The sequence below is a fragment of the Asanoa sp. NPDC049573 genome, assembly GCF_040676615.1.
Classification (GTDB): Bacteria; Actinomycetota; Actinomycetes; order Mycobacteriales; family Micromonosporaceae; genus Asanoa.
In genome coordinates, this window is the sequence record NZ_JBFAPI010000004.1 from 348,309 (window position 1) to 369,916 (window position 21,608).

22 protein-coding genes and 1 riboswitch are annotated in these 21,608 nt (G+C 73.3%); of the genes, 15 read left to right on the plus strand and 7 right to left on the minus strand.

The genetic code is table 11. The annotated features are described in order from the left end of the window. Window positions 1-98 precede the first annotated feature (98 nt). Window positions 99-210, plus strand: a riboswitch (TPP riboswitch). From AB0J74_RS11685 to thiD, 7 genes are all read left to right on the plus strand, one after another. Further along, the gene (locus tag AB0J74_RS11685; RefSeq protein ID WP_363447266.1) at window positions 202-1,518 is read left to right on the plus strand and encodes a cytosine permease; all 1,317 of its coding nucleotides are present in this window, start codon (window positions 202-204) and stop codon (window positions 1,516-1,518) included. Its footprint overlaps the riboswitch before it by 9 nt. Then, window positions 1,515-2,159 (plus strand): thiamine phosphate synthase, encoded by a 645-nt coding sequence (thiE, locus tag AB0J74_RS11690; RefSeq protein WP_363447269.1) that lies wholly within the window; start codon window positions 1,515-1,517, stop codon window positions 2,157-2,159. The genes AB0J74_RS11685 and thiE overlap by 4 nt, the downstream gene beginning before the upstream one ends. Continuing rightward, on the plus strand, window positions 2,156-3,262 hold the full coding sequence (gene thiO / locus AB0J74_RS11695; protein ID WP_363447271.1) for a glycine oxidase ThiO: 1,107 nt from the start codon (window positions 2,156-2,158) through the stop codon (window positions 3,260-3,262). Before thiE ends, thiO begins: the two co-directional genes overlap by 4 nt. Continuing rightward, window positions 3,259-3,456: a sulfur carrier protein ThiS gene (gene thiS, locus AB0J74_RS11700; RefSeq protein ID WP_363447274.1), complete on the plus strand. Its 198-nt coding sequence runs from the start codon at window positions 3,259-3,261 to the stop codon at window positions 3,454-3,456. The genes thiO and thiS overlap by 4 nt, the downstream gene beginning before the upstream one ends. Window positions 3,457-3,461: 5 nt before the next feature. Further along, window positions 3,462-4,235, plus strand: a complete 774-nt coding sequence (locus tag AB0J74_RS11705; RefSeq protein ID WP_363447277.1) for a thiazole synthase — start codon at window positions 3,462-3,464, stop codon at window positions 4,233-4,235. Continuing rightward, complete coding sequence (locus AB0J74_RS11710; RefSeq protein ID WP_363447279.1) at window positions 4,232-4,843, plus strand: thiamine phosphate synthase; 612 nt, start codon at window positions 4,232-4,234, stop codon at window positions 4,841-4,843. The genes AB0J74_RS11705 and AB0J74_RS11710 overlap by 4 nt, the downstream gene beginning before the upstream one ends. A gap of 2 nt (window positions 4,844-4,845) precedes the next feature. Next, a complete protein-coding gene (gene thiD, locus AB0J74_RS11715) occupies window positions 4,846-5,649 on the plus strand; it encodes a bifunctional hydroxymethylpyrimidine kinase/phosphomethylpyrimidine kinase (protein WP_363447281.1) in 804 nt (267 codons plus the stop codon). Here thiD and AB0J74_RS11720 read toward each other — a convergent pair. The 7 genes from AB0J74_RS11720 to AB0J74_RS11750 form a co-directional block, all read right to left on the minus strand. Beyond that, entirely contained in the window at window positions 5,646-6,662 is a 1,017-nt protein-coding gene (locus AB0J74_RS11720) for an alpha/beta hydrolase-fold protein (protein WP_363447283.1), read from the minus strand. The two genes, thiD and AB0J74_RS11720, sit on opposite strands and share 4 nt — an antisense overlap. 4 nt (window positions 6,663-6,666) lie before the next feature. After that, window positions 6,667-8,745 (minus strand): xanthine dehydrogenase family protein molybdopterin-binding subunit, encoded by a 2,079-nt coding sequence (locus tag AB0J74_RS11725; protein ID WP_363447285.1) that lies wholly within the window; start codon window positions 8,743-8,745, stop codon window positions 6,667-6,669. Next, window positions 8,742-9,728 carry a xanthine dehydrogenase family protein subunit M gene (locus AB0J74_RS11730; RefSeq protein WP_363447287.1) on the minus strand — a complete coding sequence of 329 codons (987 nt, stop codon included), beginning with the start codon at window positions 9,726-9,728 and terminating at the stop codon, window positions 8,742-8,744. The genes AB0J74_RS11725 and AB0J74_RS11730 overlap by 4 nt, the downstream gene beginning before the upstream one ends. Further along, window positions 9,725-10,249, minus strand: a complete 525-nt coding sequence (locus tag AB0J74_RS11735) for a 2Fe-2S iron-sulfur cluster-binding protein (protein WP_363447289.1) — start codon at window positions 10,247-10,249, stop codon at window positions 9,725-9,727. Before AB0J74_RS11735 ends, AB0J74_RS11730 begins: the two co-directional genes overlap by 4 nt. 64 nt (window positions 10,250-10,313) lie before the next feature. Next, the gene (locus tag AB0J74_RS11740) at window positions 10,314-11,246 is read right to left on the minus strand and encodes an ABC transporter permease subunit (protein WP_363447291.1); all 933 of its coding nucleotides are present in this window, start codon (window positions 11,244-11,246) and stop codon (window positions 10,314-10,316) included. A 19-nt stretch (window positions 11,247-11,265) separates the two neighbouring features. Next, a complete protein-coding gene (locus AB0J74_RS11745; RefSeq protein ID WP_363447293.1) occupies window positions 11,266-12,156 on the minus strand; it encodes an ABC transporter ATP-binding protein in 891 nt (296 codons plus the stop codon). After that, complete coding sequence (locus AB0J74_RS11750) at window positions 12,153-12,542, minus strand: GntR family transcriptional regulator (RefSeq protein ID WP_363447295.1); 390 nt, start codon at window positions 12,540-12,542, stop codon at window positions 12,153-12,155. The genes AB0J74_RS11745 and AB0J74_RS11750 overlap by 4 nt, the downstream gene beginning before the upstream one ends. 194 nt (window positions 12,543-12,736) lie before the next feature. Between AB0J74_RS11750 and AB0J74_RS11755 the strand changes: the two genes are divergently transcribed. From AB0J74_RS11755 to AB0J74_RS11790, 8 genes are read left to right on the plus strand one after another with little or no spacing between them, the layout of a single operon-like run. Continuing rightward, entirely contained in the window at window positions 12,737-13,768 is a 1,032-nt protein-coding gene (locus AB0J74_RS11755; RefSeq protein WP_363447297.1) for a LacI family DNA-binding transcriptional regulator, read from the plus strand. Beyond that, window positions 13,765-14,667, plus strand: coding sequence for a ribokinase (locus AB0J74_RS11760; protein ID WP_363447300.1), 903 nt, complete (start codon window positions 13,765-13,767; stop codon window positions 14,665-14,667). The genes AB0J74_RS11755 and AB0J74_RS11760 overlap by 4 nt, the downstream gene beginning before the upstream one ends. Further along, entirely contained in the window at window positions 14,660-15,043 is a 384-nt protein-coding gene (rbsD, locus tag AB0J74_RS11765; protein ID WP_363447302.1) for a D-ribose pyranase, read from the plus strand. The genes AB0J74_RS11760 and rbsD overlap by 8 nt, the downstream gene beginning before the upstream one ends. Beyond that, window positions 15,043-17,076 (plus strand): ADP-ribosylglycohydrolase family protein, encoded by a 2,034-nt coding sequence (locus AB0J74_RS11770; RefSeq protein ID WP_363447305.1) that lies wholly within the window; start codon window positions 15,043-15,045, stop codon window positions 17,074-17,076. Before rbsD ends, AB0J74_RS11770 begins: the two co-directional genes overlap by 1 nt. Further along, the gene (locus AB0J74_RS11775) at window positions 17,073-18,473 is read left to right on the plus strand and encodes an extracellular solute-binding protein (protein WP_363447309.1); all 1,401 of its coding nucleotides are present in this window, start codon (window positions 17,073-17,075) and stop codon (window positions 18,471-18,473) included. Before AB0J74_RS11770 ends, AB0J74_RS11775 begins: the two co-directional genes overlap by 4 nt. Continuing rightward, on the plus strand, window positions 18,470-19,390 hold the full coding sequence (locus AB0J74_RS11780) for a sugar ABC transporter permease (RefSeq protein WP_363447311.1): 921 nt from the start codon (window positions 18,470-18,472) through the stop codon (window positions 19,388-19,390). Before AB0J74_RS11775 ends, AB0J74_RS11780 begins: the two co-directional genes overlap by 4 nt. Then, window positions 19,387-20,202, plus strand: coding sequence for a carbohydrate ABC transporter permease (locus AB0J74_RS11785; protein WP_363447313.1), 816 nt, complete (start codon window positions 19,387-19,389; stop codon window positions 20,200-20,202). The genes AB0J74_RS11780 and AB0J74_RS11785 overlap by 4 nt, the downstream gene beginning before the upstream one ends. Next, entirely contained in the window at window positions 20,199-21,599 is a 1,401-nt protein-coding gene (locus AB0J74_RS11790) for a sulfatase (RefSeq protein ID WP_363447315.1), read from the plus strand. Before AB0J74_RS11785 ends, AB0J74_RS11790 begins: the two co-directional genes overlap by 4 nt. Window positions 21,600-21,608 lie beyond the last annotated feature (9 nt).

Consider the following 21,608-nt stretch of genomic DNA (forward strand, 5'->3'; position numbering starts at 1 on the left):
CACGCTACGTAGCCCCGCGCGGTCACGGCGGGTGAACACGCCGGGGCGCCGTGATGTCGGCAACCATGGCGCGCCCGGCTGGTTTGTCGTAACCTGCCGGAAGTCACAACGGGAGCTCGGAGCACCGGGCTGAGAGGGCGGCTGACGCGCCGCCGACCGTCGGAACCTGTCCGGGTAATGCCGGCGTAGGGAGCCTCACCTATGTCTTCGTCAACCGCCGTCGACGTCGCCGCGCCGGCCGCAGCCGACGCGGGCCGGACCCTCGGCTTCCGCGACACCGCCGGGCTGTTCGGCAGCCTCGGCGTCAGCCTGCTCCTCCCGGTCGCGGCCACCTTCGCGGTGCTGCCGGGCCGCCCGCTCTGGGTCACCGTGCTGGCCATCGTGGTCGGCGCCGCGATCGGCTCGGCCCTGCTGGGCCTCGGCGCCGCCGCCGGTGCCCGCGAAGGCGCGCCGACCATGGTGCTGCTGCGCGGCCTGCTCGGCCGCCGGCTCTCCTACCTGCCCACCGTGCTCAACGTGGCGCAGTGCGTGGGCTGGGCGACCTTCGAGATCTTCATCATCGCGTCCGCCGCGGCGCAGGTGCTGCACACCCCCAAGTGGCCGTTCGTGCTGGTCGCCGGCGTCGCCGCCACGCTGATGGCACTGCGGCCCCTCGGCGCCGTCCGGCTGCTCGCGCGCTACGCGGTCTGGGCCTCGCTGATCGCCGGGGCCTACCTCTTCGTCGAGGTGCTGCGCGCCCACCCCCAGCCGCTGACCGGGCCGGGCGGCTCGTTCTGGACCGCGGTCGACGTGGTGATCGCCATGCCGGTCTCCTGGTTCCCGATGGTGGCCGACTACACCCGCTACACCCGCGGCGGCCGGGCCGCCTTCGCCGGCACGGCGCTGGGCTACGGCACCGCGACCGTGGCCTGCTTCGTGCTCGGCGTGCTGGCGCTGTCCGCGTACGGCGCCGGCGGGCTCGACGTGGTCGGCGCGCTGCTGGCCGTGCCGCTGGGCGCGGTCGCGCTGGCCGTGCTGGTCGTGGTCGAGGTCGACGAGGCGTTCGCCAACGTCTATTCGACTGCCGTCTCGGCCCGCAACATCGTCGAACGCATCGACCGTCGGGTGCTCGTGGTCGCCGTCGGCGCGGTGGCCACCCTGCTCGCGCTCGTCGTCGACATCGTCTCCTACGAGCCGTTCCTGTTCCTGATCGGCGCCGTCTTCGTGCCGCTGGTGGGCGTCTTCGCGATCGCCTACTTCGTTCTGCCCCGCGGCGGCTGGAATGTCTCCGCGACCGCACCCGCGCGGCCGTGGCTGCTGCTGCCCTGGGCCGCCGGGTTCATCGCCTACCAGCTCACCCTGCCGACCTCCTTCCCGGACGCCGGTCGACAGTGGACGCAGTGGTGGCTGGCGCGGCAACAGGACCTAGGCATCGACCCGGCCAACGGATTTTCGGCCTCGCTGGTCAGCCTCGCGGTCGCCGCGCTGCTGACCGCGCTGATGCTGCTGCCGGGCCACACGAAGCGTGGCGCGCGATGATCGGGCGGCTGCACGTGGTCACCGACGCGGCCGGCGGCCGGCCGGCGCTGGACGCCGTACGGGCCGCCCTGAACGCGGGCGCGCCCGTCGTCCAGGTCCGCACCAAGACCGGCAGCGACCGGGCCCGGCTGGCGTTCGCCCGCGAGGTGGTCGGGCTCTGCCGGGCGGCCGGCGCGCGCTGCGTCGTCAACGACCGGGTCGACCTGGCCCTGGCCGCCCGGGCCGACGGCACCCACGTCGGTGCCGACGACCTACCGGTCGAGGTGGTCCGCCGGATCGCCGGCCCGGCCCACCTGGTCGGCGGCACCGCCCGCGACCCGGACCGGGCGGCCGCGCTGGTCGCCGCGGGCGCCGACTACCTGGGTGTCGGCCCGGCCTTCGCGACCGCGACCAAAGACGGGCTGCCGGACCCGATCGGGCCCGAGGGTGTCGCGGCCGTCGCCGCCGCGGTGGCGGTGCCGGTGATCGCGATCGGCGGGGTGACCGCGGCCCGGGTGCCGGCGCTGCGCGCCGCGGGGGCGCACGGGGTCGCCGTCGTGTCGGCGGTATCCGGCGCGGCCGACCCGGTCGCGGCCACCAAGGCCCTGCTGGCGGCCCTGGACGGCGCGCCGCGGTCGCGGCTGACCGGCTTCGGCTCATGACCGTCGCGGTCGCCGGCGGCGGGCTGATCGGGCTCGCGGTCGCCTGGCGGGCGGCGCGCCGCGGGCTCGCCGTGACGGTCGTCGACGACGATCCCGGCAACGGCGCCTCGCGGGCCGCCGCCGGGATGCTCGCCCCGCTGACCGAGGCCGCCTACGGCGAAGAGGCGCTGCGCGCGCTCAGCCGGGAGTCGCTGGCCCGCTACCCGGCGTTCCTCGCCGACCTGGCCGCCGACGGGGGCGGCACGGTGGACCTGCGTACGGCCGGCACGCTCGAAGTGGGTTTCGACGCCGACGACATGGCCTCGCTCGACCGGTTGCACGCCTACTACCTCGATTCCGGCCTGCCGGTCGAGCGGCTCACCGCCGGCCAGGCCCGGCGCCGCGAGCCGGCGCTGAGCCCGCGGGTGCGCGGCGCCCTGCACGCACCGAGCGACCACTCGATCGAGCCCCGCGCGTTGCACGCGGCCCTGCTGAGGGCGGCGGGAGCCGCGGATGTCCACATCGTACGGTCGCGGATCGCCGCCCTGGCGGTGGAGAACGGGCGCGCGACCGGCCTGCGGCTGGCCGACGGTTCACGCGTCGAGGCCGACCAGGTGGTCCTCGCGCTGGGCGCCTGGAGCGGCACCCTGCCCGGCGCTCCCCCGCTGCCGGTCCGCCCGGTCAAGGGCCAGATCCTGCGGCTGCGCGGCGACGACGGGCTGCTCGCCGGCACCGTCCGGGCGCTGGTCCGCGGCCGGCACGTCTACCTGGTGCCCTACGCCGACGACCGACTGGTGGTCGGCGCGACCAGCGAGGAGCGCGGGTTCGACCCGACGGTCACCGCCGGCGCCGTGCACGACCTGCTCCGCGACGCCATCGAGGTGGTGCCCGGCGTCGCCGACCTGGAACTGGTCGAGACGCTGGCCCGCTGGCGACCGGGCACGCCCGACAACGCGCCGCTGCTCGGCCCGTCGGGGCTGCCCGGTCTGGTGCTGGCCACCGGCCACCACCGCAACGGCGTGCTGCTGACCCCGGCGACCGCGGACGCGATCGCCGACCTGTTGACCGGAGGGACGCTGCCCGCCTACGCGGCGGCGTTCACCTCGGACGGGAGAAATCGATGACGCTGACCGTCAACGGCCAGACCGTCGAACTGGACACCGCGGTGACCGTGGCCGGGCTGGTCGCGGCGCGCACCGACCAGCGGCGGGTCGCGGTGGCCCGCAACGGCGAGGTGGTGCCGCGCGGCGAGTGGGCGGCGACCGTGCTGGCCGAGGGCGACGAGGTGGAGATCCTCGCCGCGCAGGCGGGCGGGTGACCGCGATGACCGACGACCCGTTCGTGCTGGCCGGGGTGACGCTGCCGTCCCGGCTGCTGCTCGGCACCGGCGGCGTGCCCAGCCTCGACGTGCTCGCCCGCGCGGTGACCGCCTCCGGCACCGCCCTGGTCACCGTCGCGCTGCGTCGGGTGGAGGCGTCGGCCGGCGGCGCGCTGGCCGACGTGCTCGACACGTGTGGTGTCCGGCTGCTGCCCAACACCGCCGGCTGCTTCACCGCCCGGGAGGCGGTGCGCACGGCGAAACTGGCGCGGGAGGCGTTCGACACCGACTGGGTCAAGCTCGAGGTGATCGGCGACGAGCGGACGCTGCTGCCCGACCCGGTCGAGTTGCTCGACGCGGCCGAACAACTGGTCGCCGACGGGTTCCAGGTGCTGCCCTACACCAACGACGACCCGATCACCGCGCGCCGGCTGGCCGACGCCGGCTGCGTCGCGGTGATGCCGCTCGGCTCGCCGATCGGCAGCGGGCTGGGCATCCGCAACCCGCACAACATCGCGCTGATCCGCGAGACGGTGCAGGTGCCGGTGATCCTCGACGCCGGCTTGGGCACGGCGTCCGACGCGGCGCTGGCGATGGAACTCGGCTGCGACGCGGTGCTGCTGGCCTCCGCGGTGACCCGCGCCCGCGACCCGGAGCGGATGGCCCTGGCCATGCGCTACGCGGTGGACGCGGGCCGGCTCGCGCACCGGGCCGGCCGGATCGAGCGGCGCTGGCACGCCCAGGCGTCCACGCCGAACGCCGGCCTGGCCGCGCTGTGAGGCTGCCCCGCCTGCTGGTGCTGACCGACCGCACGCAGTGCGCCGGCCCGCTGCCCGCCACCGTCGCCGCGGCCGTCGACGCCGGCGCGCGGGCCGTGCTGCTCCGCGAGAAGGACCTCCCGGCCGGCGAGCGGGCCGCGCTGGCGGCCGAGTTGGCCGCCCTTCTGGCGCCTGTGGGTGGGACGCTCATCGTCGCCGCCTCCGCTGGCCAGAGCGGCACTGCCGCCCGCGCCGGCCAAAGCGGCACCGCCGTGCACCTGGCCGCCCGCCAGCCGTTCCCGGGCGAGCGGCCGGCGCTGGTCGGCCGCTCCTGCCACGACGCGGCCGAGATCGCCGGGGCCGCCGCCGAGGGCTGCGACTACGTGACCGTCTCGCCGGTCTTCCCCAGCCCGTCCAAGCCCGGCTACGGCCCGCCGCTGGGCCCGGCCGGGCTCGCGGCACTGCTCAGGGACGCTCCCCCGGCCTACGCGCTCGGCGGTGTCCGGCCGCCGGACGTGCCGGTCTGCCGCGCCGCCGGCGCCTACGGCGTGGCCGTGATGGGCGCCGTGATGCGCGACCCGCACTCCGTCGCCGGCTACCTGCGCGCACTCACCACAGTGGAGGACTGACCGTGAACCCGCCCGTCGCGCTGACCATCGCCGGCTCCGACTCCGGCGGGGGCGCCGGCATCCAGGCCGACCTCAAGACGTTCGCGGCGCTGCGGGTGTTCGGCACCAGCGCGATCACCGCGCTGACCGCGCAGAACACCACCGGCGTACGCGGTGTGCACGCCGCACCGACCGAGTTCGTGGTCGCGCAGATCGCCGCCGTCCTCGACGACCTGCCGGTGCGGGCGGTCAAGACCGGCATGCTGGCCACCGCCGCCACGGTCGAAGCGGTCGCCGCGCTCGCGGTCGCCGGCCGGCTGCCGCACCTGGTTGTCGACCCGGTGATGGTCTCCTCCTCCGGCGACCGGCTGCTGGAGCCGGCCGCCGAGGCCGCCTACCGCGACAAGCTGTTCCCGCACGCCGCCGTGGTGACGCCCAACCGGCGCGAGGCGGAGGTGCTGCTGGGCACCGCCATCCGCACGCGGGCCGACCAGCACGCGGCGGCCCGGGCGCTGGGCGATCTAGGCGCCGCCGCCGCGGTGGTCAAGGGCGGCCACCCGACCGACGACGCGGGCAACCACGCGGTCGACGTGGTCTGGGACGGCACCGGGACCTACGAGCTGACCGGGCCCTGGGTGGACACACCCAACACGCACGGCACCGGCTGCTCGTTCGCCGCGGCGACCGCCGCCCTGCTGGCACAGGGCGACGACCTGCGGACCGCCCTTGCCGGCGCGAAGGCGTTCGTCGCGCGGGCGGTCGCCGGCGGTGCCCGCTGGCGCCTCGGGGCCGGCCACGGCCCGCTGGACCACTTCGGCTGGGCCTAGCGCCGGAGGCGCTTCGCGAGCCACTCCACCGCGAGCGGGTAGCGGTAGTCGATGCCGCCGTGCGCCGCCGGGAACAGCTCGAAGTTGATCCGGTCCGCCGGCAGGCCGACCCGCTCGATGCCTTCCTTGAACGCCTCGGCGCCCAGGTCGAGGAACCACTCGTCGCGCGTGCCGGCGTCGATCCAGACCGCGCGCAGCGAACGCACCTCGTCGGCGTACCGGTCGATCATGCGCACCGGGTCCCAGGCCAGCCAGCGGTCCCACAGCTCCGGGATGAGCTGCCCGGAGCGCGGGTCGACCGGCAGCCGCGGCGTGCCGTCGGGGTCGGGCGAGAACGCGGCCGCGCACCCGAGGGTCAGCACGAGCAGGTTGTCCTCCTCCTTGGTGAAGGAGACGCGGCCCTGGAAGTCGCGCCACCAGGCCAGGATGTCGTGGTCGTAGGCGCGCAGGGCGCGGACCGACTTGGCGAACTCGTTGAGGTAGCAGTATTCGTACAGGGCGTCGCCGGCGTGCGTCGCGAGCGCGCCGAACAGGTCGGGCCGCAGCATCGGTGTGATCATCGCGCCGAAGCCGCCCGACGACTTGCCGGAGATGGCGCGCGACTCGCGGTCGGCGATCGTGCGGAAGCGGGCATCCACCCAGGGCACCACCTCGTCACACAGGTACGAGTGGTAGTTGCCGGTGCCGGGCGAGTCGACGAACTGGGAACCGCCGTACGCCGTCCACGCGTCGACGTAGACCAGGATGCAGCCCGGCGCCCGCCCCTCGGCGAAGACCTGGTCGGCGGTCTCGACGAACGGCTGCCGGAACGGGGTGCGGTTGCCCCACATGGCCAGCTGGCCGGTGTAGCCCTGGATCACGTAGATGCCCGGATAGCGTTCGGCCGATTGCTCGTAGCCCGGGGGTGTGTAGACCCAGAGCGGTCGCACGTGCGGGTCACCGAGCGGGTTGTCGCGCAGCAGCTCCGACTCGATCCGCTCCTGATGCAGGGTTCCGGCGAGGTCAGTGAACATGCTGTCAATTACTACCACCGCGGATCTTCGCCAGCGTGATCGGCAGGTCGCGGACGCGTACGCCGGTGGCGTGGAAGACCGCGTTGGCCACCGCGGCAGCCGCGCCGACGATGCCCAGCTCGCCGATCCCCTTGCCGCCGGCGAGGGTGATGTCGTCGTCGGCCCGCTCCAGCGAGTGCGCCTCGACGCCACGGATGTCGGCGTTGGTGGCGACGTGGTATTGCGCGAGGTCGTGGTTGACGAACAGGCCCAGCCGCGGGTCGACGACCGTCTCCTCGTGCAGGGCCATGGAGATGCCCATGACCATCCCGCCGAGCAGTTGCGAGTGGGCGGTGCGGGCGTTGACGGGCCGGCCGTGCGCGAAGACACCGAGCAGCCGGTCGACCCGCACCTGGCCGGTGTCGGCGTCGACCCGCAGCGCGCAGAAGTGCGCGCCGTAGGAGTGCCGGGACCGATCCGGCGGTGGTTGGTCGATGTCGGTGTTGGCCGTCACCTCGAGGCCGTCGGCGGGCACCGCGCCACCGTGCTCGGCCAGCCGTCGACACAGCTGCGTGGCGGCCTTGCGCACCGCGCCGCCCCACGACGCCGTCCCGGCAGAGCCGCCGGCCAGCGCGGCCGGGCCGTAGCTGGCGCGTCCGATGTGGATGGTGACCCGGTCCGGCGGCACGCCGAACACGTCGGCGGCGAGCTGCCAGAGCGCGGTGCGGGCGCCGGTGCCGATGTCGACCGCGGCGACCGAGACCTGGAACGTGCCGTCCGGCTCGGCCCGGGCGGTCGCGGTCGACCCGCTCTGGTAGACGGGATACATCGACGAAGCCAGCCCGGTGCCGAACAGCGAGCGGCCGTGCCGCCGCGCCCCCGGGGTCGGGTCACGGTCGGCCCAGCCGAAGCGTTCGGCACCGGTGGTCAGGCACTCGGTCAGGTGGCGGCCGTCGAAGGGCAGGCCGGTCGCCGGCTCGACGGCCGGCTCGTTGGCCAGCCGCAGGGCCAGCGGATCCAGATCGAGTGCGTACGCGAGTTCGTCCATCGCCGACTCGAGGGCGAACATGCCGGGTGTCTTGCCGGGTGCCCGCATCACCCGCGGGGTGGGCAGGTTGAGCCGGGCCAGCCGGTGCCGGACCCGCAGGTTGTCGGCGGCGTACATGGTGCGGGTGGCCGAGCCGGTCTGCTCGACGAACTCATGGATCACCGAGGTGTACTGCAGGGCGTCGTGGTCGACGGCGGTCAGCGTGCCGTCGCCGCGGGCGCCGAGGCGGATCCGGCTGCGGGTCGCGGTGCGGCCCGGAACCATCGTGAACATCTGCTGCCGGGTCAGCATCAGCTTGCAGGGCCGGCCGGTGACCCGCGCGGCCACGGTGGCCAGCACCGAGCCGGGCGTCGGCCAGACCTTGCTGCCGAACCCGCCGCCGACGTGCTCGGTGACCACCTCGACCTGCTCGCGCGGGATGTTCCAGAGCATGCCGTACGCGGTCGCCACCGCCGCCGGACCCTGGTTGGAGTCGTACAGCAGCAACCGGTCGCCGTCCCACTGTGCGATGGTCGCGACCGGCTCCATCGGGTTGTTGTGCTCCGGCGGGGTGGTGTAGACGCGGTCGACCACCACGTCGGCCGCGCCGAGGGCGGCGTCGACGTCGCCCTTGACCGAGGTGCCGGGAAAGCCGGCGTTGGTGGTCCCGGGCGACTCCAGGTCGGGATCGTCGGGGTCGAGGGTGACCTTGTGCGGGTGCTCGGCGTAGCGCACCACGACCCGCTCGGCACCCTCGCGGGCGGCCTCGGCGGTGGTCGCGACAACGCCGGCCACCACCTGACCGCGGTAGGCGACTGTGGCCGACTGGAGCACGGACTGGTCGGCGGTGACGCCCGGCCGCAGCCGCGGCACGTTGGTGTGGTCGAGCACCGTCACCACGGCCGGGTCGGCCAGGGCGGCGCTGGCGTCGACGTCGGTGATCGTGCCGCTGGCCACGTTCGCGCCGACCGGCCAGACGTAGAGCGCGCCGTCGACCGGGTACTCGTAGGCGTAGCGGGCCGCGCCGGTGACCTTGTCGCGACCCTCCAGCCGGGCGAGTCCGGTGCCGGCACTCACGAGGCGCTCCGGCGGAGCACGGCCGCGACCAGGTCGGCGGCCAGGTCGATCTTGAACGCGTTGTCGGGCAGCGGCCGGGCGCCGGCGAACGCGGCACGGGTGGCCGAGCGCACCTCGTCGTCGCCGGGGTCGGTGCCGGCCAGCCGCCGCTCGGCGGTCCACAGCCGCCACGGTTTCGGTGCCACGCCGCCGAGCGCGAGCCGGACCTCGTCGAGCCGGCCCGCGGCGTCGCGACGGAACACGGCCGCGACCGAGACCACGGCGAAGGCGTACGACCAGCGGTCGCGCACCTTGCGGTAGGCGGCGGTGGCGCCGTCCGGGGGCGCCGGGAGTTGGACGCCGGTGACCAGGTCGCCCGGGTCGAGCACGGTCTCGATCCAGGGCGTGTCGCCGGGCAGGCGGTGCAGGTCGTGGATCGGAACGAGCCGCTCGATCCCGTCCGGGCGGCGCACCTCGACCACCGCGTCGTGCGCGGCGAGGGCGACCGCGAGATCAGACGGGTGACTCGCGACGCAGGCGTCGGACGTGCCGATCACCGCCAGGTCGCGGTGCGCGCCCGGGATCGCCGAGCAACCGCTGCCCGGTTCCCGCTTGTTGCACGGCGTGGCGGTGTTCTGGAAGTACGGGCAGCGGGTCCGTTGCAGCAGGTTGCCGGCCACGGTGGCCTGGCTGCGGATCTGCCCGGAGGCACCGGCGAGCACCGCGCGGGCGACGGCCGGGTAGCGGCGACGGATGCCGTCGTCGAGGGCCAACCGGGAGTTGCGGACCGCGCCGCCGATCAGCACGCCGCCGTCCGGGCGGTGTTCGATCGCGTCGTAGGGCAGCCCGCTGACGTCGACCAGCAGGCCGGGCCGGAGCACGCCGAGCTTCATCAGGTCGACCAGGTTGGTGCCCCCGCCCAGGTAGGCCGCGTCCGGCACGCCGGCGACCAGGGTGGCCGCGGCGCCGGGGTCGTCGGCCTTCGCGTAGCGGAACGCCCTCATCCGCGGGCCACCTCACGCACCGCGGCGACGATGCCGGCGTAGGCGCCGCAGCGGCACAGGTTGCCGCTCATCCGCTCGCGGATCTCGTCGTCGTCGAGGTCGGCCGGCGCGACGCTGTCCAGATCGTCGCCGGCCCAGCTCGGCAGCCCCTCCTCGGCCTCGGCGAGCATGCCGAGCGCCGAACAGAGCTGGCCCGGCGTGCAGTATCCGCACTGGAACCCGTCGTGCGCGATGAACGCGCGTTGCAGCGCGTGCAGGTCGCCACCCGCGGCAAGCCCCTCGACGGTGGTCACCTCGCGGCCGCCGGCGGCGACCGCCAGCAGCAGGCAGCTGTTGGCCCGCTGGCCATCGACGAGCACCGTGCAGGCGCCGCACTGGCCGTGGTCACAACCCTTCTTGGTGCCGGTGAGGCGCAGGTGTTCCCGGAGGGCGTCGAGCAGGGTGACCCGATTGTCGAGGTTGACGACCCGGTCCGCGCCGTTGACCCGCAGGACCACATCGCCGCGCAACTGGTCGGTCACGACCGTCTCCCGCTCTGTCGCCGGCGTCAGTTCGACACTACGTCGGCAGCGGCGCGCCGCTCAGCTAAACCACGGCGGCGGTCCGGCGCCGGACGGCGAGCAGGAGGCCGGCCGAGACGAGCAGCAGCAGGCCGCCCTCGACGAGCTGGAACCAGACATAGCGGGCGGCGGGCTGGTAGACCACCCGCTGGCGCAGCCCGAGCCGGTCGACACACTCCGGCGTCGGCGAGCTGTTGGCGGGGTCGGCGCACAGTCGCCCGGCCGCCGCGGAACTCAGCTCGTGCCCGTCACGGTCCAGATAGGACACGCGATAGATCCAGCCGCTCTCGATGGCTTCGGGGCCGGGATCGCCGACGAACTGCTCCTGGGTGACGGCGATCCGGTCGACAGGCGGGATCAGGTGTGGCCGCAGCGCGACCAGGCCGGCGAAGACGAGACTCAGCGCCACGACCGTCGCCGCGACCGCGGGCATCAGCCGGCGCAGGAACGCACCGAGCGCCACGCCGGCCACGAGGGCCAGCACCCAGGTCGCGGCCGGCATCATGCCGGCCTGGCTGAACAGCAGGTCGTTGCCGAAGGCCGGGCTGGAGAAGGCGCCCAGGCGCCCAATGGACCAGCTCACGGACGCGCCCACGGCGAGGCCGAGGAGCACCGCGACGCCGGCGAGCACACCCAGCTTGACGGTGAGCCAGCGCCGCCGGCTGACGGACTGGGTGAACGCCAGCCGGATCGTGCCCTGCTCGACCTCGCGGGCCAGCAGCGGTGCGCCCCAGAACACCCCGACCGCGAGCGGCAGGAGGTTGCCGACGAAGACGGCGTTGGTCCACCGCGCGTTGAGCAGGTTGAGCTGGGTGCAATCGGGATCCACGGGCCCACAGGCCCGCACGGCCTCGGGAGCGGCTCGGACCACCCAGAGCAGGTATCCACAGTAGGCGGCCACCAGCGCCGTGACGGCGAGGAGCTGCCAGCGGTGCTGGCGCCAGACGAGCCAGAGCATATCGGTCTCCTGTGGAGGATCAGCGGACGACGGAGGTCGGGCCGGGCAGCGCGGTCGCCTCGGGCGTGCCCAGATAGCCCCGGACCAGCTCGTCGAGGGTCGGCGGCCGGGTGCTCCAGGCCGGGCCGAACGTCTCGGCGCCGGTGCGGGTGAGCAGCTGGGCCTGGCGCCCGCCGGCCGTCTCGGTGACCACCGGCAGGCGGTCGGGCAGCAGCGCGCGGGCCTGCAACGGGCCGCTGACCACGGCGTGCCCGGCCAGCAGCTCCTCGATCTCGCCGGAGATCTGCACCCGGCCCCGGTTGACGGCGACCAGCCAGTCGCAGGTCTCGACGAGGTCGGCGATGATGTGCGAGGACAGGATGATCGTCGTGCCGTGCAGCGCGACCATCTCCATCAGCACGGCCATCACGTCGTGCCGGGCCAGCGGGTCGAGGCTGGCCAGCGGCTCGTCGAGGAGCAGCAGGTCGGGCCGCTTGGCCAGGGCGAGCACGAGCGCGCACTGGGCGCGCTGCCCGCCGGAGAGCTGCCGCATCCGCCTGTCGAGCGGGATCCGCAGCCGGGCCAGCCGGTCGCGGGCCAGCTCGTCGTCCCAGCCCGGGTTGAGCCTGCGCCCGAAGGTGAGCAGGTCGGCGCCGGTGAAACCAGGGTAAAGCGCGGAGTCCTGCGCCATGTAGGCGAACCGGCGCAGCGACGCCCGGTCGTCGCGGGTCGGCTCGCCGAACCTGAGCACCGTGCCGGCCGACGGCCGCACCAGCCCGGCCACCAGGTTGAGCAGCGTGCTCTTGCCGGCGCCGTTGGGGCCGACCAGGGCCACCACCCGACCCTGCGGGATCGACAGGGCGCAGTCGTGTAGCGCCCAGGTGCGCCCGTAGCGGCGCCCCAGCCGGATCGTCTCCACCGCGTTGGTCATGCGACGCCCCGCTCCGCGTCCTGGCGCGCGGCCTCGAACAGCGCGTCGACGTCTTCCCGGTCGAGCCCGGCCGCGGCCGCCGACCGCATCCACCCGGCGAGCTGGCGGCGCAGCCGGGCCCGGTCGGCGGCGCCGACCCGGCCGAGCGTGCGTTGCACGAACGTCCCCGTGCCGGGCCGGGCCGCGACCAGCCCTTCGCGCTCCAGCTCCCGGTAGGCCTTGAGCACCGTGTTGGGGTTGATGGCGAGGGCGGCCACCACCTCGGCGGCGGTGGGCAGCCGGTCACCGGGCTCCAGCAGGCCCAGGCGCAGCGCGTGTTTCACCTGGTTGACGAGCTGGAGATAGGTCGGCACGCCGGAGCGTGCGTCGAGCCGGAAGCCGATCATCTCCCACCTTCCACTAAGTGATTAGTTGAATGATGGAGCACGGACCGGCCCCCGTCAACGACGACCCTCCGCAGGCAGTTGATCACTCGTCTCGTTCCGGTAACGGCCGGTCAACACGTGTTGCATCTGTTCATCCACGCGTCACATGATCTCCAGCACATCCCACGCAACACGTGTTGACCGGAGGTACCCGCGTGACGGTTCGGCGCATGGACGTGGCCCGCCTGGCCGGGACATCGCCGGCGGTGGTCAGCTACGTCCTCAACGGCGGCCCCCGCCCGGTGTCCGCCGAGACCCGGGCGCGGGTGCTCGCGGCCGTCGAGCAGCTCGGCTACCGGCCCAACGGCATCGCCCGCTCGCTGCGGATGAGTCGCACGATGACGCTCGGCCTGGTCATCCCCGACAACGCCAACCCGTTCTTCGCCGAGCTGGCCCGCGCCATCGAGGAGGAGTCCTTCGCGCAGGGCTACACGCTGCTGATCGGCAACGCGGCGGAGAACGACGAGCGGCAGACGGCGTACGTCCGGACGTTCCTCGCCCGTCAGGTCGACGGGCTGTTCATCGTGCCGGCACACGGCCCCGCCGGTTTCCTCGGCGACCTCGATCGGGCCCGTACCCCGTGGATCTGCCTCGACCGGCAGGTGCCCGGCGCGGCCGCGCCCGGTGTCCTGGTCGACAACCGCGGCGGCGCCTACACGGCCACCCGCCACCTGCTCGACCACGGCCGCCGCCGGATCGCCTGCATCGGCGGCCCGGAAGACGTCATGCCGGCCACCGACCGGGTCAGCGGCTGGCGCGACGCGCTCGACGAGGAGGGCATCTCCCGGCGCGCGATGTCGGTCGTGCACTCGTCGTTCGGCCGCCGCGGCGGCTACGGCGCCGCCCGCGAACTGCTGGCTGGGCCGCAGCGCCCGGACGCCATCTTCGTCGCCAGCGACGAGCAGGCCGTCGGGGTGCTCCGCGCGATCGCCGAGGCCAAGCTGCGCTGCCCCGACGACGTCGCGGTGGCGTCGTTCGACGGGATTCCCGGCGCCGCCTACACGACGCCGGCGCTGACCACGATGGCGCAGCCGTTCGCGGCGCTCGGCCGCGCCGCCGTCGCACACCTGCTGGCCCAGCCCGCCGGCCCGACCGACGTGCTGCCCGTCGCGCTGGTCAGACGTGGCTCGTGCGGCTGTGCGGACCCACCGGGCGGCGACCTCGCGGTGGCGGAGGTGCCGGCATGAGCAAGGTGGTCGTCGTCGGAAGCGCCAACCTCGACCTCGGCGTCGGCGTGCCGCACCTGCCCGGGCCGGGCGAGACCGTGCTCGGCTCCGACGTGGTGGCCAGCCCGGGCGGCAAGGGCGCCAACCAGGCCGTCGCCGCGCACCGGTTGGGCGCCGACACGCTGCTGGTCGCGGCGCTCGGCGCGGACCGGTTCGGTGCCGACCTGCGCGGCGCGCTCCAGCGCGAGGGCCTGCCGCTCGACCAGGTGGTGACCCGCGACGGCACCGCCACCGGGATCGCCCTGATCGTGGTCGACGCCGGCGCCGAGAACACGATCGTGGTCGCGCCCGGCGCCAACGCCCACCTGGACGACGCGGCGCTGGGCGGGCTGCCGGATCTGCTCGGCCCCGGCGACGTGCTGGTGCTGCAACTGGAGATCCCGCTGGAGACCTGCGTGGCGGCCGCCCGGCACGCCCGCCGGGCCGGCGCCCGGGTGCTGCTCAACGCCGCGCCGTTGCCGCCGGCCGGCTCGGGCGCGCTCTCCGAACTGCTGCGCGAGGTCGACGTGCTGGTGGTCAACGAGGGCGAGGCCCGGCAACTGGGCGGCGACGCCACGGCGCTGCGGCACCGCGGGCCGGCGGCGTGCGTGATCACGCTCGGCGCCCGCGGCGCGATCAGCGCCGACGCGACCGGCACCCGCGCGCACCCCCCGTTCCGGGTCGACGCCGTCGACACGACCGGCGCCGGCGACAGTTTCTGCGGTGCGCTGGCCGCCGCCCTGGCCGCGGGCGCCGACCTCGAGCAGGCCGTCCGCCGCGGCTGCGCGGCCGGCGCGCTGGCCACCACCCGGATGGGCGCGCAGTCGGCGATGCCGACCGCCACCGAACTCGACCAGCTCCTGGAGACCACCCATGCGTGATTCCGGAATCTGGCATCCGCGGCTCGCGGCGCTCGTGGCCGGCCTGGGCCACACCGAGACCATCGTGGTCGCCGACGCCGGCCTGCCGGTGCCGCCCGGCGTCGAGGTCGTGCAGCTGGCGGTGAGCCGCGGCGTCCCGCCGTTCCTGACGGTGCTCGACGCGGTCGCCGGCGAACTCGTCGTGGAAGCGGCCACCGTGGCCGACGAGCTGACCGACGAGCCGACCATCGACGGCATCCGCCGGCTGGGCGTGCCGATCGAGGCCGTCGAGCACGGGGAGTTCAAGCAGCGCTGCCGGACCGCCCGCGCCGTGGTGCGCACCGGTGACGCGACGCCGTACGCCAATGTGATCCTGAAGGCGGGAGTGCCCTTCTGATGCTGCCCACCGACTACGAGGAGCGCGTCTACGCGGGCGTGCTCGGCAAGGTGATCGCGGTCTACCTGGGCCGCCCGTTCGAGGGGTGGACCTACGAGCGGATCAGCCGCGAGCTGGGCGAGATCACCGGCTATGTCAACGACCGGGTCGACCTTCCGCTGAAGAACCACCTGCTGGTGGTCACCGACGACGACATCAGCGGCACCTTCGTCTTCCCGCGGGCGCTGCGCGACCACGGCGTCGAGCCGACCTCGGCGCAGGTCGGCGACACGTGGCTCAACGAGATCCTGGAGGGCACCTCGGTGCTCTGGTGGGGTGGCGTCGGCAACTCCACCGAGCACACCGCCTACCTGCACCTCAAGGACGGCGTACGGGCACCCGACAGCGGCTCGGTCGCCCGCAACGGCGTCGTGGTGGCCGAGCAGGTCGGCGCGCAGATCTTCGTCGAGGGTTTCGCGATGACCCGCCCGGGCGACCCCGAGGCCGCGGCCGACCTGGTCGAGCGGGCGGCCCGGGTGAGCCACGACGGCGAGTCGGTGCACGCGGCCCGGGTGGTCGCCGCGCTGGTCGCCGGCGCGTTCACCGAGACCGACATGGACCGCCTGCTCGACACCGCGGTCGGGCTGATCCCGGCGGACAGCCTGATCCGGCGGGTCATCGACGACGTCCGGTCGTGGACAGCGGCCGACTCCGAGTGGACCGCCACCAGGGCCCGGATCGACGAGCGCTACGGCTACCACCGCTACGGCGGCAACTGCCATGTGGTGCCCAACCACGCGACCGTGATCCACGCGGTGGCCCGCAGTCGGGGCGCGTTCCTGCCGGCGATGACCGTGGTCAACACGTCCGGCTGGGACACCGACTCCAACGCCGGCGACGTCGGCGCGATCTGCGGCGTGTTCGGCGGCCTGGCCGGGATCGCCGACGGTCCGGACTGGCGCGGCCCGATCGCAGACCGGATGTATCTGCCCAGCACCGACGGCGGATCGACGGTCACCGACGCGGCCCGCGAGGCGATCACGCTCGCGGACCACGGCCGGGCCTGGGCCGGCCTGCCGCCCCGGGAGCCGGCCGCACGCTTCCATTTCGAGTTGCCGGGCAGCGTGCAGGGGTTCACGGTGCTCGACGGTCCCGCCCGGATCACCAACCCGGGCGGCCGCCTCGCGATCGACGGCGCCGGCACGGTGGCCACGCCGACGTTCATCCCGCCGGAAGCCCGGGACATGCCGATCTACGGGCTGATCGCCAGCCCGACGCTCTACAGCGGACAGACGTTGCGGGCCGCCGTCGACGGCGCCGACTTCCGGCTGACCGTGGCGCACTACGCCGACGACGGCGACACGCTCGCCTGGGTCGACGGGCCCGCCGGTGCCACCGAGTGGACCGTGCCCGACATCGGCGGCCAGCCGGTCGCCTACGTCGGCCTGCGGGCCGGCGGCCCGGTCGAGCTCGAATCGCTCACCTGGGCCGGCGCGCCCACGGTCACCCTCACCCGGCCGGCCAACGGGCACGTCGGGCACGGCGGCGACCCGGGTGCGATGTGGCGGCGGGCCTGGGTCAAGGCCGTCGACCGTTGGGACCCGCACTGGCCGGAGCCGTTCCGGCTGGTGCAGAACCGCGGCACCGGGCTGCTGATCCAGGGCGCCCGGGAGTGGCAGGACTACACCGTCACCGCCGATGTCACACCGCACCTGGTCGAGGCGGCCGGCCTGGCCGCCCGGGTGCAGGGACTGCGCCGCTACTACGCGCTGCGGCTGGCCGGCCGCGACCGGGTCGAGCTGGTCCGCCACCTCGACGGGCCGGCACCGGTCGTGCTCGCCGGGCGCGCGTACCCCTGGGAGTTCGGAGGGACCCATCAGCTCGCGCTGCGGGTCGCCGGTTCCCGGATCACCGCACTGGTCGACGGCGAAGAGCTGTTCGACCTCGACGACACCGCACTCACCTGCGGCGGCGTGGCCCTTCTCGTCGAGCAGGGGCGCACCGCCACGCAGGCCGTCCAGATCACCCCCATCCCCTCGGAGGACTCAGCATGACCGCATCGCTCAGCCGCCGTCGGTTCCTCTCCGGTGCGGGCCTGACCGCACTCGGCCTGGCCAGCCCGAGCCTCCTTCTCGCCGCGTGCGGCGACAGCGGCGGGTCGGCCGGCACCGGGACCGGCAAGGTCGACCTCTGGCTCGACATCCAGGGCGACGCCAACCAGAAGTACTTCAACGAGAGCGTGGCCGCGGCCTTCGAGAAGGCCAAGCCCGGCATCGACCTCAACACCACCTACTACAAGGGGGACGACCTACGCCGGCTGGTGCAGACCGCGCTGCAGTCGCGGTCGGGCCCCGACATCGTCCGCGGCCCGAGCGCCACCCAGACCATCGCGTGGAGCAAGGCGCACCTGCTGGCCGACCTGAACCCCTACGTGGAGAAGTTCGGCTGGAAGGACAAGCTGTCGACCTGGGCGGTGGACGCGTTCACCACCGACGGCAAGCTCTACGCGCTGCCGATGCGGGTCGACACCATGCTGCTCTACTTCAACAAGACGCTGTTCGCCGACAAGGGCTGGACCCAGCCCACCGACCGGGCCTCGCTGGAGGCGCTCGCGACCGAGGCCGCCGGCCAGGGCATCATCCCGTTCGGCTCGTCGAACGTCGACTGGAAGGCCGCCGGCGAGTGGCTGATGACGGTCTTCTGGAACCTCTACTCGGGCCCCGACGCGCTGCGTCAGGCGCTGACCGGCGAGATCAAGTTCACCGACCCGGTGTTCGTCGACGCGGTCAACCTGATCAAGGGCTACTTCGACAAGGGCTGGATCGGCGGCAGCGTCGAGAAGTACTTCGCGGTGCCGTCGCAGGAGATCGGCGCCAACTTCGGCAAGGGCAAGGTTGCCATGGTCCCGCAGGGCAACTGGTTCATGAGCCAGGTCGGGCAGTATTTCGGCGCCAAGGCCAAGAACGACAACGACTGGGACTGGATGGCCACTCCCCCGCTGCGCTCCGAGGTCAAGGCCGGCACGCTGCCGCTCGGCATCGGCGGCTCGTTCGCGATCAACGAGGCCAGCAAGAACAAGGACGCGGCGGCCGAGTACCTCAACTGGTACTACGGCGACAAGACCGCGGCCCTCAAGCGGATGGCCGACGTCCCGTCGACCTACAACATCCCGATCGACTTCGCCGACAGCGACGTGCCGAGCACCATCGACCCGCGCGCGGGCCGGGCGCTGGCCGCGGTCAACAAGGCGGTCGCGGGCGGTGACTACGGCTTCGTGACGTGGACCTGGTGGCCGCCGAAGACCGACGTGTTCGTCTACGAGGGCCTGGAGCAGGTGCTGACCGGCAAGCTCACGCCGGCCGCGTACTGCGCGCAGCTCGACCAGATGTTCACCGAGGAAAAGGCCGACGGCAACCTGCCACAGCTTCCCGCCAAGGGGCCCGGCAAGTGACCGCCACCGCCGCGCCCGCCGTGGCTCCGCCACCTGGCAAGCATGGCCCGCACGCCCGCCGCGCGCGGCGGCGCGCGGCGGTGGTCGGCTGGGCGTTCCTCGCGCCGCTGCTGCTGCTCAACGTGCTCGTCGTGGCCGGGCCGTCGGTGGCCACCATCTACTACTCGTTCACCGACTGGTCCGGCCTCGGGCCGGCGACCTTCATCGGCCTCGACAACTACGTCAAGGCGTTCGGCGACGCCAAGGTGCACGAGGCGCTGCTGCACAACCTGATCTGGTTCGCGCTCTTCCTGACCGTGCCGATGGCGCTGGGCCTGCTCGGCGCCTACCTGCTCAGCCAGGTCAAGCGGTTCCAGATGCTGTTCCGGGCGCTCTACTTCATCCCGTACGTGGTGGCCAGCGTGGTCAACGCCGCGGTCTGGAAGATGCTCCTGTCGCCGACCAGCGGCATCGGCCACCTGCTCGGCACCGACCAGTCGTGGCTGGGCGACCCGAACACCTCGCTCTACAGCGTCAACTTCGTCGTCGACTGGCACTGGTGGGGTTTCCTCGCCGTCATCTTCCTGTCGGCGATGCAGGGCGTCGACCCGTCGCTCTACGACGCGGCCAAAGTGGACGGTGCCAGCCGCTGGCAGCAGTATCGCAACGTCACGCTGCCCGGCATCCGGCCGACGATGGTGTTCATCGTGCTGATGACGGTGATCTGGTCGCTCAAGGCGTTCGACTACATCTTCATCATGACCCAGGGCGGGCCCGCCGGGTCGAGCGAAGTGGTCTCCACGCTGATGTACAAGCAGGCGTTCAACGAGTACTCGGCCGGCTACGCGGCCGCGCTCGGCCTCTCGATGACCCTGGTGACCGCGGTGATCCTGGCCGTCTACCAGTGGATGCGGCGCAAGGGATGGGAGGACGCATGACCCGGCGCTTCGCTGGCCACTACATCGTGCTGGTCGTGTTGGCGCTGTTCGCGATCGGGCCGCTGGTCGCGGTGCTGTTCAACGCGTTCAAGAACAACGCCGAGATCGGCAGCAACCCGCTGGCCCCGCCGACCTCGTTCACGTTCGACAACTTCGTCCACGCCTGGACCCAGGGCGACTTCGCCACGACGATGCGCAACAGCCTGATCATCTGCGCGGGCTCGGTGCTCGGCACGTGCCTGGTCGCCGGGCTGGCCGCGTTCGCGCTCAGCCAGCTCAAGGTGCCCGGCGGTGGTGCGGTGGTCGGCTACCTGTTCCTGGGCAGCGCGCTGCCCGTACAGCTGTTCCTGGTGCCGCTGTTCTTCCTCTGGACCCAGCTGCACCTGACCGACAACCTGTTCGGGCTGATCGTCATCTACTGGGCCACCGACGCGCCGTTCGCGACGCTGCTGCTGCGCTCATTCCTGCTGAAGATCCCGCAGGACTTCACCGAGGCGGCCCGGCTCGACGGCGCGTCGAGCCTGCAGGTCGCCTGGCGGGTGGTGCTCCCGCTGGCCTGGCCGGGCTTCCTGACCGTGGCGCTGATCGTCGCCCTGTGGTCGTGGAACGAGTTCTTCTGGGCGATCACCTTCATCCACACGCCCGAGCTGCGGCCGGTGTCGACCAGCTTCCTGGCCTTCCAGGACCAGAACTCGACCGACTGGGGCCTGACCAGCGCGGCGGCGATCTTCATGCTGGCACCCGTCGTGCTGCTGTTCCTCGCGCTGCAACGCAAGTTCGTCAGCGGCCTGACCTCCGGAGGTATCAAGTGACCCGGCCGAACATCATTCTGATCATCTCCGACCAGCTCCGCCGCGCGGCGCTCGGCTGCTACGGCGACCCCAACGTCAGCACGCCGCACATCGACGCGCTGGCCGGCGCCGGAACCCGGTTCGACGCCGCCTCGTCGACCTATCCGGTCTGCGTCCCCTACCGGTTCACGCTGATGACCGGCGAGTACGCGCACACCCGCTTCATCCCGTCCATCGAGTGGCGGATGTCGCCGGCCGAGCGGACGCTGGCCGACGAGTTCAACGACGCCGGCTACGCGACGGCGCTGTTCGGCAAGTGGCACCTCTACGGCAACTTCGGCCACTACCCCGGGCACAACGTGGTCAAGGCCTCCCGGACCCCGGTGCCGCGGCCGTTCCAGGGCCGGTTCGAGCGGTTCGGCGGGTTCGACATCTGCAACGACCCGTGGGACACCTACTACTGGAACGAGGACGACCCGACCCCGCACAAGATCGACGGGTTCCAGACCGACGGGCTCTTCGACCTCGCGATCGAGCACCTCGGCGCGGTCGGCGACCGGCCGTTCGCGACCGTGCTGTCGGTCGAGCCGCCGCACCCGATCTTCACCGCGCCCGAGTCCTATGTGGAACGCTGGCGCGACCGCGAACTGGTGCTGCGCGACAACGTGGAGCTGGACAAGGACTACAACAAGCGCGGGCCGCACGGCCGCGACCTGCTCGACGACCTGCGGGTCTACTACGCGATGATCGAGAACCTCGACGACAACATCGGCCGGCTGGTGGCCGCGTTGCGGGCCAATGGTCAACTCGACAACACCGTCATCGCGCTGACCGCCGACCACGGTGAGCTGCTCGGCTCGCACGGGCTGCTGGCCAAACAGCGGCCCTGGGAGGAGTCGCTGGGCATCCCGCTGATCGTCTCCGGCGCCGGCACGCCCGCGTCGGTGGTGGCCGACCCGGTCTGCACCGAGGACCTGTTCCCGACCCTGCTCGGCCTGGCCGGGGTGACGCCGCGCGACCCGAAGCCCGGCATCGACCTGAGCCCGCTGGTGCGGGGCGAGGCCGCTTCGGTCGATCGGGAGGGCGTGCTCCTGGAGTTCGTCGCCGAGATGCGCCCGGGTCTGCCGTTCCACGACGAGACCTGGCGGGGCATCCGCACCCGCCGGTTCAAGTACACCGTGCTCGGCGACGCGCACGGCGGGCGCCCGTGGCAGTTCTTCGACCTCGAGAACGACCCCTACGAGATGACCAACCTGGTCGACGACCCCGCCCACGCCGCGCAGGTGGCACACCACCACGCCCTGCTGCGGTCGCGGCTGGCCGAGACCTACGACCACTACGTGCTCGCGCCCGCCTTCGGCGCGGCCGGGCTGAACGAGTGGGACCCGGAAGCCAAATACCAACGCCGATTCGGCTGACAGGAAGCT

Coding starts and splice junctions, on each gene's coding strand:
- AB0J74_RS11685 (WP_363447266.1), top strand. CDS start 202: ATGTCTTCGTCAACCGCCGTCGACGTCGCCGCGCCGGCCGCAGCCGAC.
- AB0J74_RS11730 (WP_363447287.1), bottom strand. CDS start 9,728: ATGAGGGCGTTCCGCTACGCGAAGGCCGACGACCCCGGCGCCGCGGCC.
- thiE (WP_363447269.1), top strand. CDS start 1,515: ATGATCGGGCGGCTGCACGTGGTCACCGACGCGGCCGGCGGCCGGCCG.
- AB0J74_RS11775 (WP_363447309.1), top strand. CDS start 17,073: ATGACCGCATCGCTCAGCCGCCGTCGGTTCCTCTCCGGTGCGGGCCTG.
- thiS (WP_363447274.1), top strand. CDS start 3,259: ATGACGCTGACCGTCAACGGCCAGACCGTCGAACTGGACACCGCGGTG.
- AB0J74_RS11770 (WP_363447305.1), top strand. CDS start 15,043: ATGCTGCCCACCGACTACGAGGAGCGCGTCTACGCGGGCGTGCTCGGC.
- AB0J74_RS11740 (WP_363447291.1), bottom strand. CDS start 11,246: ATGCTCTGGCTCGTCTGGCGCCAGCACCGCTGGCAGCTCCTCGCCGTC.
- thiO (WP_363447271.1), top strand. CDS start 2,156: ATGACCGTCGCGGTCGCCGGCGGCGGGCTGATCGGGCTCGCGGTCGCC.
- AB0J74_RS11720 (WP_363447283.1), bottom strand. CDS start 6,662: ATGTTCACTGACCTCGCCGGAACCCTGCATCAGGAGCGGATCGAGTCG.
- AB0J74_RS11705 (WP_363447277.1), top strand. CDS start 3,462: ATGACCGACGACCCGTTCGTGCTGGCCGGGGTGACGCTGCCGTCCCGG.
- AB0J74_RS11745 (WP_363447293.1), bottom strand. CDS start 12,156: ATGACCAACGCGGTGGAGACGATCCGGCTGGGGCGCCGCTACGGGCGC.
- rbsD (WP_363447302.1), top strand. CDS start 14,660: ATGCGTGATTCCGGAATCTGGCATCCGCGGCTCGCGGCGCTCGTGGCC.
- AB0J74_RS11750 (WP_363447295.1), bottom strand. CDS start 12,542: ATGATCGGCTTCCGGCTCGACGCACGCTCCGGCGTGCCGACCTATCTC.
- AB0J74_RS11760 (WP_363447300.1), top strand. CDS start 13,765: ATGAGCAAGGTGGTCGTCGTCGGAAGCGCCAACCTCGACCTCGGCGTC.
- AB0J74_RS11785 (WP_363447313.1), top strand. CDS start 19,387: ATGACCCGGCGCTTCGCTGGCCACTACATCGTGCTGGTCGTGTTGGCG.